9 protein-coding genes are annotated in these 12,739 nt (G+C 38.4%); 5 read left to right on the top strand and 4 right to left on the bottom strand.

Features of this window, described 5'->3' with window-relative positions:
• The first annotated feature begins 15 nt into the window (after window positions 1–15).
• Both ACQY77_RS03095 and ACQY77_RS03090 read left to right on the top strand, forming a co-directional pair.
• The gene (locus ACQY77_RS03095; protein ID WP_421939451.1) at window positions 16–1,926 is read left to right on the top strand and encodes an AAA domain-containing protein; all 1,911 of its coding nucleotides are present in this window, start codon (window positions 16–18) and stop codon (window positions 1,924–1,926) included.
• Window positions 1,927–2,280: 354 nt separating this feature from the next.
• The gene (locus tag ACQY77_RS03090; RefSeq protein WP_421939452.1) at window positions 2,281–2,658 is read left to right on the top strand and encodes a response regulator; all 378 of its coding nucleotides are present in this window, start codon (window positions 2,281–2,283) and stop codon (window positions 2,656–2,658) included.
• Here ACQY77_RS03090 and ACQY77_RS03085 read toward each other — a convergent pair.
• On the bottom strand, window positions 2,655–4,505 hold the full coding sequence (locus ACQY77_RS03085; RefSeq protein WP_421939453.1) for a DNA topoisomerase 3: 1,851 nt from the start codon (window positions 4,503–4,505) through the stop codon (window positions 2,655–2,657). The genes ACQY77_RS03090 and ACQY77_RS03085 overlap by 4 nt on opposite strands.
• A gap of 183 nt (window positions 4,506–4,688) precedes the next feature.
• Between ACQY77_RS03085 and ACQY77_RS03080 the strand changes: the two genes are divergently transcribed.
• Window positions 4,689–5,126 (top strand): hypothetical protein, encoded by a 438-nt coding sequence (locus tag ACQY77_RS03080; RefSeq protein WP_421939454.1) that lies wholly within the window; start codon window positions 4,689–4,691, stop codon window positions 5,124–5,126.
• Here the strand turns inward: ACQY77_RS03080 and ACQY77_RS03075 are convergent, their stop codons facing one another.
• Window positions 5,127–5,912, bottom strand: a complete 786-nt coding sequence (locus ACQY77_RS03075) for a murein L,D-transpeptidase catalytic domain family protein (protein WP_421939455.1) — start codon at window positions 5,910–5,912, stop codon at window positions 5,127–5,129. It abuts the gene before it with no gap.
• Between the two features lie 196 nt (window positions 5,913–6,108).
• On the opposite strand from ACQY77_RS03075, the gene ACQY77_RS03070 reads away from it, so the two are divergent.
• Window positions 6,109–7,557, top strand: coding sequence for an SDR family oxidoreductase (locus ACQY77_RS03070; protein WP_421939456.1), 1,449 nt, complete (start codon window positions 6,109–6,111; stop codon window positions 7,555–7,557).
• Window positions 7,558–7,700: 143 nt separating this feature from the next.
• On the opposite strand, the gene ACQY77_RS03065 is transcribed toward ACQY77_RS03070, so the two are convergent.
• Together ACQY77_RS03065 and ACQY77_RS03060 are read right to left on the bottom strand one after the other, a co-directional pair.
• A complete protein-coding gene (locus ACQY77_RS03065) occupies window positions 7,701–9,605 on the bottom strand; it encodes a DUF3857 domain-containing protein (protein WP_421939457.1) in 1,905 nt (634 codons plus the stop codon).
• Window positions 9,602–11,578, bottom strand: a complete 1,977-nt coding sequence (locus tag ACQY77_RS03060) for a DUF3857 domain-containing protein (protein WP_421939458.1) — start codon at window positions 11,576–11,578, stop codon at window positions 9,602–9,604. The genes ACQY77_RS03065 and ACQY77_RS03060 overlap by 4 nt, the downstream gene beginning before the upstream one ends.
• A gap of 188 nt (window positions 11,579–11,766) precedes the next feature.
• On the opposite strand from ACQY77_RS03060, the gene ACQY77_RS03055 reads away from it, so the two are divergent.
• Window positions 11,767–12,714 carry an exonuclease domain-containing protein gene (locus tag ACQY77_RS03055; RefSeq protein WP_421939459.1) on the top strand — a complete coding sequence of 316 codons (948 nt, stop codon included), beginning with the start codon at window positions 11,767–11,769 and terminating at the stop codon, window positions 12,712–12,714.
• Window positions 12,715–12,739: the final 25 nt, after the last annotated feature.

The raw sequence follows: 12,739 nt of genomic DNA, 5'->3' as shown, positions 1-12,739 counted from the left end.
AAAATAGATTATAACTTGCCAAAAGAGTATTTTAAAGAACTTCAGGGTTTGCTGGAAATAGAGCAAAATGAAGATTTACAAGCGTATATTAAATTAACGGAAAATACTGCAGCTGCAGACAGGCGGGGTTTAGGCTTAGCCTGGTATCCCATAGCCATTAGAAATACGGAAGTAGGAAGGGGAGACTATCTTAACATTGAGGTAGAACGGACCACCCATCAGGATTTGCAACATCAGTTTCGCTTTGGCGCATCAGTGGTTTTATTTTCCAACCATGATCCTAAATCAGATCGTATCGAAGGCACCATAACCCACCAGAGCGGAAATAGGATGAAGATAAGTGTGCGGGTAGATGAGTTGCCTGATTGGGCCAGAGATGGAAAACTTGGAATAGACTTGTTGTTTGATAGCAATAGCTATAATGAAATGTATGCGGCTTTAAAACAGGCTGCTTTGCAAACTGAAGATAATTCAGAGAACAAGTTAATCCGTATTTTAACAAGGGGAGAGAAACCATCTTTTACAAAGGAAAAGACGTTTAATATTCCTAATCAGCTTAATCCGGTTCAGCAGCTTGCTGTTGATAAGATTTTATCGGCAGATCATCTGGCAATCGTTCATGGGCCTCCTGGAACTGGCAAAACAACCACGTTGGTAGCGGCAATTAAAGCATTGGTAAAGCACAATAATCAGAAAGTTTTAGTAGTTGCCCCGAGTAACACTGCTGTTGATTTGTTAACTGAAAAATTGTCGCTAGCCGGCTTGAATGTAATCCGTGTTGGAAATCCGGCCCGTGTTTCAGTTCGGTTAATGGAATCTACCCTGGATTATAAGATGACGGATCATCCAGAGATGAAAAATATCAAATCTTTAAAGAAACAGGCCAGCGAGTACAAAAATATGGCACATAAGTACAAAAGAAATTTTGGAAAAGCCGAGCGCGATCAACGGAAAGCCTTATTTGATGAAGCCCATAAAATTGGAAGGGAGATTGAGAAATCTGAACAGTATATTATAGATAATTTGATGGGAAATGCACAGGTGATTACAGCCACTCTGGTGGGCGCCAACCATTATACAGTGAGGAATTTGAAATATGATACAATTGTTATAGATGAAGCCGGACAGGCTTTAGAGCCAGCTTGCTGGATTCCGATATTGAAAGCCAATAAAATGGTTTTGGCTGGTGATCATTTTCAGTTACCACCGACAATTAAATCTACCACTGCGGCACAAAATGGTTTAAGTAATACACTTTTAGAAAAGGTTGTACAGCTTCATCCTGAAGCTGTTGTTTTGTTGGAAGAACAATATCGGATGCATCAGGACATTATGGCTTATTCTTCTAAAGTATTTTATCAGGATAAGCTAAAAGCACATGATAGTGTCTCTAAGCATCTTGTTTTTGAATCGGATAAGGCACTGATTTTTATAGATACAGCAGGATGTAGCTTTGAAGAGAAATTGGATGGCACCAGTACAACAAATCCGGATGAAGCGAACTTTTTAATTCAGCACCTGGTGTCTCAAGTTCAGCTTATTCAATCGAGAAAGGAAATCGAACAATTTCCTTCCATTGCTGTTGTATCGCCCTATAAACAGCAAGTAGAGCTTCTTAAAACATCAATTAACGAAAACGAAGTATTAATAGCGTTTGGGGATAAGATATCGGTTAATACCATCGACAGCTTTCAGGGACAGGAGCGGGATATGGTTTACATCAGTTTAGTGCGAAGTAATCCAACCGGCACAATTGGATTTTTATCAGATACCAGAAGAATGAATGTGGCCATGACCCGTGCAAGGAAGAAGCTCGTTGTAGTTGGAGACAGTTCTACTCTTTCAAAATCGAAATTCTACAATGATTTTATCGCCTATGCAGAATCTTTAGGTGGGTATCATAGTGCCTGGGAGTATTTAGGATGAGAGTTAAAAGTTGAAAGTGAAAAGTGCAGATGATGCAAACAAATTTAAACACTTTGGGGTTTTGATACCTGGGTAGCGTTTGAGCAAACTTATAGCGTACTGGGTTTCTTATGCTGGTTCAGGTACTGAAAAGAGCAGTAATACAACTTTTATATGCCATTCAGGGTTCAGATCATACTCATTTATACGTAATTGTTTAGTTTGGTGTATTATAAATCGATTAAATTATTATTTTTGAAATGAGTCAGCCCGGAGATTCAATATTTTAAATGCAGGTTATAATTTGTTCAACTGTTTCTAAAATATTTGGATTGGTTAACAGCAGTTTTAATGAATGTAGACTATCTCAGTTAAATGAAGCAACATCCCAGAATTCTAATTGTTGATGATAATAATCTGATGCGAATTTTAATGAGTAATATTCTTAAAAAGCTCTTAGGATCGCCAGAGTTGAAGCAAGCATCTGATTTGGATGATGCATTTAAAATGCTTAAACAAGACAGTTTTGATCTTCTGCTACTGGATATCAATATGCCTACGGGTGATAGTAGCCCGGAAACAATAGCCTTGATTAAGGAGATACAACCTGAAATGAAAGTTTGTATGTTTTCTGGTAATGATAAATCAGTTATCGCCCAAAGTTTTTTAGATGCTGGCGCCATCGGATTTATCCAAAAGGATAATACTATGGGTTCGTCAGCCGGAGAAATTGTGAAAATGGTTTTTGGCTAGGCCTTTTCCAATTTCGGTTCCACCAATTTTGCTGTAATAGATGCACCTGCTATTAAAAGTTCCTGAGTAATGGTTTTGGTATAATCCGTTATTTCAGATTTAAAATCTTTCACAGAAGCCCCGGATCTGATTTCTTCCAGCCTCTTTTCCCATTGTCCTGTTAGTTCTGCCTGAGCAATTTGCTTATCTTTTACCACTTCGTAAACCGCTAATCCTTTGGTGGTTGGCAATAAATTACGTTTTTCCCGGGTAATGTATTCTCTGGTAATTAATGTTTCAATAATTGATGCCCGTGTGGCAGGAGTACCCAGTCCACTGTCTTTCATGGCATATCTCAACTCTTCATCTTCAATTTCCTTTCCACAGGTTTCCAGCGCCTTAAGTAAAGATGCTTCGTTGTACATGGCCTTAGGCTTTGTTTGCTTTTCGAGGAAATTTTTCTCCACTATAGGCAATTGTTCGCCAACTGCAACCTTCGGAAGCGCTGCGTTGTCTTCATCTTTTTTGTCATCTTCCACCTCATTAAATACAGATCTCCATCCCGCAGAACGGATAACTGTACCATTTGCCAGGAAGGAAATGCCTGATTCAATTGTAATTTTAGTGATCTCCTTTAAGCACTCCTGATGAAATGCTTCTATCATTCGCCCTACAACCATATCATATACAGCTTGCCTGTCAGGGCTTAATCCATAAGCGTTTTCACCTGTAGGTAAAATGGCATGGTGATCGGTTACTTTTTTGGCATTTACGCTTCGTTTATTAAGCGTGGTGGTTTGTAAAAATTGTGCCTGTTTACCAAAATCCGGATGATCGGTAAACTTTTCGAGTAGCGCAGGAACACCAGCAAAAATATCATCACCAATATATCTGCTTCCGGTACGAGGATAGGAAACCAGCTTACTCTCGTATAGGTTTTGGAGAATACTGAGGGTTTGATCGGCCGTGTACCCCTTTTTCTTATTTGCTTCTTGTTGTAAGCTACTTAAGTCGTGCAGCAGCGGAGGTGGTTCTTTACGGGGTTTGGCTTCTACTGCGGTGATATTCCCACCCGCAGGATGACCAGAGGGTACATCACGGACCAATGCAAAGGCACTTTCAGCTTCAGCTTTATCTTTATAGTTGGAGGTTGAAATGGCTTTAAAAACCTGTTCTTCCTTTACCAGCTGAATACTGATTTGATAATATGTTTGTGGAACAAAGTTTTTGATTTCTAAAAAACGTGCACAAATCATGGCTAATGTAGGTGTTTGAACCCTTCCTAACGATAATACACTTCGATTACCCGCAGAAATACTTAAGGCCTGTGTAGCATTCATTCCTACCAGCCAATCCGATTCAGATCTGCAATGTGCAGAATTAAAAAGCGTATCATATTCGGTTCCCGGCTTTAAGTTTCTAAATCCATCTTTGATGGCTTCATCTGTTTGAGATGAAATCCAGAGGCGTTTAAATGGCTTTTTACATTTCAGGTAATAGTAAATATACCTGAAAATAAGCTCACCCTCCCGTCCGGCATCCGTTGCCACAATAATTTCCGTAGCCTCGTCAAACAGTTTTTTAATGGTGTCAAGTTGTTTTCTAACCGCCGGATCTTCTACAAATCCATCTTTGGTTTTAATTTTTCTAACTGCCAGCTTAAATTTTTGGGGGAGCATAGGCAGGTGCTCTTTGCGCCAGCCAATAAAGCCATAATCTTGTGGAGGAGCCAACTGTAATAAATGCCCGAATGCCCAGGTAAATGAATATCCTTTACCTTCAATGTATCCATCTTTACGGGTTGTCGCACCAAAAACTTTTGCAAGTTCCCGTCCAACTGAGGGCTTTTCTGCGATTACAATTTTCATCAATTCAGCTTAATTCCAACCCCAAATATGGCTAAAATTCCTGTTCTTTAACCTAAATATTTATTCACACGGGCTTAAAGGAATGATATGTAACGAGTTAGCTTCTGCAAACAAATTGATGATTTTTATGTCTGTTATCTTAACAAAATGACCAGCACCACATCTAATTATAAAAGCCAAAGCATGAATAAAATCTTCGAGTTAGCAGGATACGAACTTAGCGTCGATTTTGAACCTCAGTTGGTTAGGGTATATAGCAATCTGCAACTCTGGAAGTTTTTAAATGGAGATGTAAGTTCAAGAATGCAGTTGCTAGCCGGTAAGATTAAAGCGGAATATGCTGAGCTTTTCGGTAAAAGACTTAATATTAGCACAGAATCTCTGATTATTGAGATTTTGGTTCATGTTTACTGCGACTATCTGGGTTTACTTTTTAACCGCTTTGTAAAAATAAAATGGATGCAGAGAATAGTTATCAGGTTGTTGAAAAGGGCGGAGGTTGTAGATTGTGGTGAGCACGAGGTAGATTCCAATAGGTGGATATGGAACCTGCTCTCGCGCTTTAATAAGGTCTTTATTTACTTTATGCCTGGAAATCTCAACTATAGAAAACTGAAATAATTAATCTACCTGTGCGGCTAAAACCTCCTGCTCATTCATTGCTACACTGGCCGCTAAGGTTTCATTTAGAAAAGACGAACTGTATTGAGATTCAGAATTATTGATGAATAAAACGGTTCTATCCGCAATGGTATTAATAACCTGATTAGCTACTTTTGAAGAAACAGCCGGACATCCCTGGCTTCTGCCCAGGCGACCCAGCTGGTCAATCGTTTCCTGACAAACATAATCTGCGCCATGTACAACAATTGCACGTTCTCTGGCATTGTTATTAAATCCGCTGTCCATACCGTCTAACTTTAAAGAACGGCCATGTTTTCCATAATATATTTCGCCGGTAAGGTAGAAACCAATACTGCTTTGGTTAGAACTGATGCGGTTAGAGAAGTTAGTGGGCTTGTCGCCACCGCTATTCTGTCCATGCGCAACCCAGGTGTTAAGCAAGATTTTCTTTTGGTTAAGATCAATGATGTACAGTCTTTTTTTGCGGCTTTCCTGATCGAAATCTGCAATGGTAAGAATAGATTTATTATGTAATAAACCAGCGTACTTCATGTTGATAAAGCCTGTTAAAGCTTTTTCAAAAACCTCCTCATTCAAGCCGGCAGAATCCAGATGAGTAGCCTGATAAATGTTTAAGATGTAACTGTTGTACAAACTATCAGAAGCAATGTTTTGAACTGCTTGCTGCTGAGGGCGTGGAAGCTCCGCGGCTTTCCAGCTGATGGCGACAATGCTGATACTCACTAACAAAATCATAGCACTGCCTAAAATGTTTTTCTTCATTCAGGGATTTGATATTGAACTACTTATACGAATCTCAAAGCCATTTGTTGCCTTTGGTAAATCATTTATGGGAGTTGTTTGACAAGTTTGTGACATTAAGGCATGTTTTATAGCAAATGGGAATCATTTTGTGTTACTAATTGGCTGAGAGTAACCAACAAATGAGTGTGTTGAATTGTTAAAGCCTTAAATCCCCATGAAGATCTTACTTACAGGCGCTAATGGTTACATAGGAACAAGGTTGTTGCCTATCTTGTTGGCCGAAAATCACGAAGTGATATGTATGGTACGGGATAAACGAAGATTTGCTGCCCAATCGGATTGGAGCAATCAGGTTACTATTATAAGTGGCGACCTGTTGGAGCCGGAAACATTGAACGAAATCCCTCATCATATTGATGCAGCATATTATCTGGTACATTCTATGTCCTCCAGTCAACAGGGATTTGAAACCATGGAGGAGCAATCTGCCTCCAATTTTGCACATGCCATTGCTAAAACACAATGCAGGCAAATTATTTATCTAACGGGCATTGCAAATGATGAGCATCTTTCTAAGCATTTAGGTTCCAGATTAGCCGTTGAAAATAAGTTGAAATCATCTGGAGTGCCGTGTACCATCCTTCGGGCAGCTATTATCATTGGCTCCGGCAGTGCATCTTTTGAAATTATCAGAGATTTAACCGAAAAACTACCGGTTATGGTTGCACCTAAATGGATTAAAGTTCGTTGTCAACCGATCGGAATCAGGGATGTTTTAGGTTATTTACTGGGTGTCATACATCATCCGGAGGCGCTTAACCAAACATTCGATATTGGAGGGCCTGACATTCTCACCTATAAGGAAATGTTATTGGGCTATGCCAAAGAAAGAGGTTTAAAGCGCTGGATTATTACCGTTCCGGTGCTAACTCCCAGATTATCATCTCTATGGCTTAATTTAATTACTTCTGTTCCGTTTGCCCTGGCAAGAAGCCTGGTAGATAGCATGAAGAATGAAGTGGTTTGTAAGAATAACCATATCCATAAGGTTGTACCAAGAAAATGCCTCAGCTATGCGGAAGCTTTACATTTGGCTTTTGAGAAAATAGATCAGAATTCAATAGTTTCCAGCTGGAAGGATGCACTGAACAGGGGATACCTGAAGAGTGATTTTATGGATCAGATTAAAGTACCTCAAAACGGCACCCTGGAGTATAAGGTTAAGAAGCCTTTTGAACGTAAGGCAGAAGAAGTATTTGATAATATATGGAGTATTGGAGGAAACAGGGGTTGGTATTATATGGATTGGCTTTGGCAGCTTCGCGGCTTTTTAGATAAGATGTTTGGTGGGGTGGGTACCCGGAGAGGGCGCACCAGTAACGTAGACTTGCAGGCGGGAGATGTGCTGGATTTTTGGCGCGTGCTGCTTGCAGACCGTAAAAATAAACGCCTTTTATTATATGCAGAGATGAAAATACCCGGAGAGGCCTGGTTAGAACTGAAACTAATCGATTTCCATGGTAGAGCTTATCTCTCTCAAATAGCCACCTTCAGGCCGAAAGGGCTATGGGGAAGGCTTTATTGGTATGCCATGTGGCCGTTTCATTTGGTACTCTTTAACGGAATGGCTAAACAGATTACCGAATACAAGCCAGGTAATTAAAAGCTTTTGTTATTTTTGTGGCCAATATTCATATCATATGCCTAATCAAGATAAAGATTATTCGTTTTGGACCCGTTACAAACGATTTGCTACAACAGAAATTCTTATGTACCTGATCATGATTATTGGCATAGGCCTGGGCATTATTTTTTTAAGCTAAGTGCCAGCTTTAAATAATCGTAGGCTGCTACTTCGTTAATAAAATTGGCAAAATCCACATATTTGTCTGCGGGAAAGGAGCCATCATTCAATATAAATTTGCGATAATAAATGAGTTTGTTCCCTTCTAATTTTGCAGAGCAGATATATTCTCCAAATTCGTTTTTAAGCTTTTTATTTTGTTCTGTTATAAGATCCAGTATTACATTATCGGGGAGGCTATAGGTTAGGGTGTCCTCATCTGTATATCCACGATTAATGTATATAGGCATTAGTCTGTTTTTAATTTCCGGAATGGATTTTTTAGTATTAAAAACATTCAACTGGAGAAACATCTTGTTCCCGTTTATAGGAGCATAATTTCTGATATTTACCTCAATATCTTCTGTAAGCTTGGGGTTAATATCCTTTTGTTGTAGGTAGTTAATGCTGTTAAAATCAATATTATCAATATTGTACGATTGTTTTAGCATCTTTTGTTGCTCAGTAACAGACTTTCCAATAATCACTTCGTGATTATCATATTGTGCCCCCGAAAATAGGGTGTGCATTTTGCCTTTAATATTACCATCAGGTTGGATAGTTAAATTCGCATTGCGAATTTGCATATTCTGCGCTGTAGATAGCTTTGGTGTATGGAGGAGTTCTCCTCCTCTTGCTGTGCAAGCCAATACAATCCGATCATCGGTAAAGTCGCTTAAAAAGCCAAAAGGAATTTTCTGACTGGTGCATTCCAGCCAGATGGTATCGCCTTTAAGGGGTACACAAAGAATGATGTGATTACCCTGTACCATGCTCGCATAGGATGGATCCATACTTTTCTTTTCTGATCCTGCTTCAACAACGCAATACAGTGATTCAATATCTACAGCTTTAAGCAAGCTTTGCATGTAATTTACCAGCGCCTTACAATCTCCGTATCCCAAGCGGTCAACTTCTGCTGCGGCAATGGGTTGGAAACCACCAATACCAATTTGAACGCTGATGTATCGCGTTTTGTCCTGGAGATATTGATAGATTTTTTTCACTTTATCTTTTTCGGCTGATTCATTTTTTACCAGTTCACGTATAGTCTGGATGGTTGCGGGTGGTAATGTGCCCCGGTTTTTCAAGAGGTCATCGTAAACCCACTTTCCCAATTCATTCCAATTCGTATAAGTACCTTTGTAATTGTAATAGGTAAACTGCTGAGGTGCAATTTTTATGCTGGTTTGATAAGTTTCAGGATCAGGGCTGTAAGGCTCTGTTCTAATTGCTGGAATATTGCTGGCACTCCAGGTTAATTTCTTTTGTTTTTCGTCAATCGCTTCAACTGGTTTTTCCTTGTAGTTTTGTGTTTTGATACGAATTTGATCTTCAGGCTTACAAATAAAGGTATAACTGGCTTTTTCTACAGATACATCATTTGCCGGTTGTGGATCCCAGTCAGGAATTATTAAATTCTGTTTATTCCTGATCTCGTAATGATAAACTATGGTATAAGGGTATTGACTTACTGCAGGCAGGTAATGCTTAACCCGGCTGTCTACAAATAATGAAAATCCATCTGCTGCGCTTTGGTCGGCAAAATCACTTTGAGAAAATTTGTTTATTATTCTTCCAACAGCATTGTAAACTTCTCCTTTGATTGCTTTAATTGAAATATTTTTATCATAATGCAGCACTAGCCTTGCCTGATCTTCGCCATTTTCATTGAATACAGTTATTGCTTTTTTTACTGCAATCAATACATTGTCTGGCGATCTCATATCCACTGTACGTTCTTCATTTCTGATGCATGAATTAGCCCTGTTGCGCAAAGCTGAAGGAATAAGATCTGTATCGTAATTTTCCTGGCAATTGCTTGAAATAAAGGATGAAAGTAGGATTAAGGTTAATAGATACTTCATTTAGTTACTTTTTTTAGCAAAAATTCAGATTTCTGATTTTGAATGATTTTACTGTAAAATTCTTTTAAAGATAGGTATTCTTCGGGTTGATAAATGGCGTTGTTGAATTGCAAAATCTGGTTGAGTGTAAGGGTTTCACCATCCAGGTTTGTTTTTAAGAGATATTTTCCACCTGAATTGGGTAATCCAATTGCCATATCCTTAGGTTTCTCCAGCAATTCAAATTTGTCTGATAAGGCTAAATTTACAATAATTCGTTCATCTGATGCAGCACCTAAATCTACAGGGTAATTTCTTTCATTCAAATTGAATGGATTTTTGGTAATCATATTGATAAAGAATGGACTGAAGTAAAACTGATTCTGGTTAGTGCCATCTGTAACTGTAAATTCTACTTCATATTTTTCAACCAGCGAATTTTCGACACTATCTATCCCAGAGATTTCATGCGCCATTATTTTTACCCGGGGTAAGCGTTCATCTAACTTCTCTACAAATTCATCTGTAGAGGTATGGCGAAGAATTTCTTTGCGTTTATTAAAAGCAGCATATCCTTGAGTGTAAGTTGTTAATGTGCCTAAAATCTTGCCCTCGGATGTTAGTTTACCGTTTAAGACATAGCTGGTTGCATTTTTTTGACTGGCCTTAAGATCAATCCAATAAGAAGGTTTTTTCAGGTTAATCACCCTGCCCTGGTCATTAATACATCTTAGGGGCAATAATCCGAAAGGAAGAAGCGGTTCTGTTGCATCCAATAAATAACTTGTTTCTCCTATATTAACCTTTGCCACCAGGTAATTAAAGTCGCTAACTACAGGATATAGTTTGTTAATGGTTCCATTTTCACGGGTGGATAAAATCACTGCTTCGGCATCCAGGTTGGCAGCAGCCAGGGCAGCAATTAAGGCCAGGTTTACATCGGCAACATTTCCAGAACGAATTTCAAGTGATTTTTTTATCCCTTCTTCTGAGATAATTCCATAGTAATTGTTCCACTTAATCTGCTTTTTTACATAATTGTATATGCTTTTTGCTTTGCTCAAGTCGTCAGTTGCATCTTTTATTAAGGTGGGCAAGAGCTCCTTGAATACTTCTTTTCTTTTCATTTGACCACCCATTTCCTTGTGCGAGGATAGGTCATAATCAATATCTTTCCATGTTTTGGTGTAAGAATTTTTAACTCCGCTGGGTAATTGAACATCAGAAAGTTCGAAATAGATGGCAGATTTAAAATTACTTGGCGCCGTCATGTTATCCTCCTCAATAAAGGCAGGAACATTCTTCATCAGATAGGTTATTTTTGAACAATCAATGGGCACACCAGAGAAGCGCATGCACTCTTTAGAGAGTTCTGCTTTTTGGTCTGTTAACTTTTGGAATCCTCTGAGGGTGACATTGTAGTTGTAAATTCCCGGAATAAGCGCTACGTATTCACTGTGCAGCTTTGGGATATCAGTTTGAAATTCCCAGGTTTTGAAATTGAAAAGCCTAAAAGATTTTAAACGATAACTGTATTCTATTACAGATCCTTCTTTTAGGTTTGGAAGGGTAAATTTGGTTAAACGTGTATATTTTGATCGGTTTTCAGAGAAAATGGCTTTCCTGTCCATCACACTTTCTACAAATTTCCCATCCGTATAATTAAAAGTCGAAGCTTTAAGTTCGTCTATCAGCTCTTCATGATTATCATCTTTGTATAACGGAATTACGATATTGGCTTCTTTAAATCCTTCCTTGTTGTAGATTTTAATTTTAACATGGTGTTCGAAGAACAATTCAGGTCTTCCGGTTGCATCGTCAATCTGGATATAGGCATTTCCAAATTCTCTTAAAACTATTGCATTGGCATTACTGTCTATTTTTTTTCGATCGAATTCGTAATCATCATAAGTAATGGCGCCATAGCTAAAGTTTTGAGCATATGTGTAATTAAGGATGAAAAGCAGGGATACTAAGCTGAAAATTTTCTTCATTTGAGCGTTTGAATTAAAGAGGCAATTTAGGCGTAGCGTTTTACTTTCAGAAATATTTTTCAAATTAATTTTTTTAATATTTAGGCGTTTTTTGCAACTAAGCAAACCTTTTTTAGCACTTTTGAATTAAGAAACATAATGGAGATGTGGGAATTTGATACTCACATCTGAAATCTCAGATCTAGATAATGAAATTAAATTTAAAACGCCCTTTAGCTTTTTTTGATTTAGAGGCAACCGGAGTAAATGTAGGGTCGGATAGGATTGTAGAAATTGCTATTTTAAAGGCTTTGCCAGATGGAACAGAAGAAGTAAAGACCTGGCGTGTAAATCCTGAAATGCCAATCCCGCTTCAAACATCATTAATTCATGGCATTTATGATGAAGATATAAAAAATGCTCCTACATTTAAACAATTGGCAGCAGAAATAGCTGGTTTTATTGGGGAAGCAGACTTGGCTGGGTATAATTCCAATAAGTTTGATATCCCTATGCTATTAGAAGAATTTTTAAGAGCTGAGATCGACTTTGATATGAACGAACGTAAGTTTGTTGATGTACAGAATATCTTCCACCAGATGGAGCAACGCACGCTTAAGGCGGCCTACAAATTTTATTGTCAGGAAGATTTGGTTAACGCCCATGCGGCAGAGGCAGATGTAATTGCTACCTATAAAGTTTTGCTGGGGCAGTTGGAAATGTACAAGGAAACCCAATTTGAAGATAAGCAGGGGGTGAAAAGTGTTCCGGTGGTGAACGATGTTGATGCACTTCATACCTTTACTAATCTGCATAAACCTGTTGATTTTGCCGGTCGTATGGTTTACAATGATAAAAATGAAGTTTGCTTTAACTTTGGTAAACACAAAGGAAAAACGACTGCTGAGGTATTTGCCATAGAACCAAGTTATTATGCCTGGATGAAACAAGGAGATTTTCCTTTATATACTAAGAAGAAACTGGATGAAGAATGGGCAAAGTTTAATGCCAAAAAAAATGAAAACAGACCAGCAAAACCACAACAGCCACAAGGCCAGGGAAACAAACCTCATTACAATAAACCAAAAGTAGACAAACCTGCTCAACCTATTAATAATGATATGCTGGAGCAATTGAAAATGAAATTTGGTAAGTAATTTGTTTGATTATCAACCTCTTTTA

Origin of the sequence: Pedobacter sp., assembly GCF_965279535.1 — a bacterium.
In the GTDB taxonomy this organism is placed as follows: domain Bacteria; phylum Bacteroidota; class Bacteroidia; order Sphingobacteriales; family Sphingobacteriaceae; genus Pedobacter.
Note: the sequence above shows the minus strand (reverse complement) of the source record. Positions and strands in the feature narration are given on the sequence as shown.

What these genes read in the sequence shown, in the direction of transcription:
- ACQY77_RS03085 (WP_421939453.1), bottom strand. Translation starts at nt 4,505, where the DNA reads ATGAAAATTGTAATCGCAGAAAAGCCCTCAGTTGGACGGGAACTTGCA.
- ACQY77_RS03080 (WP_421939454.1), top strand. Translation starts at nt 4,689, where the DNA reads ATGAATAAAATCTTCGAGTTAGCAGGATACGAACTTAGCGTCGATTTT.
- ACQY77_RS03090 (WP_421939452.1), top strand. Translation starts at nt 2,281, where the DNA reads ATGAAGCAACATCCCAGAATTCTAATTGTTGATGATAATAATCTGATG.
- ACQY77_RS03060 (WP_421939458.1), bottom strand. Translation starts at nt 11,578, where the DNA reads ATGAAGAAAATTTTCAGCTTAGTATCCCTGCTTTTCATCCTTAATTAC.
- ACQY77_RS03070 (WP_421939456.1), top strand. Translation starts at nt 6,109, where the DNA reads ATGAAGATCTTACTTACAGGCGCTAATGGTTACATAGGAACAAGGTTG.
- ACQY77_RS03075 (WP_421939455.1), bottom strand. Translation starts at nt 5,912, where the DNA reads ATGAAGAAAAACATTTTAGGCAGTGCTATGATTTTGTTAGTGAGTATC.
- ACQY77_RS03065 (WP_421939457.1), bottom strand. Translation starts at nt 9,605, where the DNA reads ATGAAGTATCTATTAACCTTAATCCTACTTTCATCCTTTATTTCAAGC.
- ACQY77_RS03055 (WP_421939459.1), top strand. Translation starts at nt 11,767, where the DNA reads ATGAAATTAAATTTAAAACGCCCTTTAGCTTTTTTTGATTTAGAGGCA.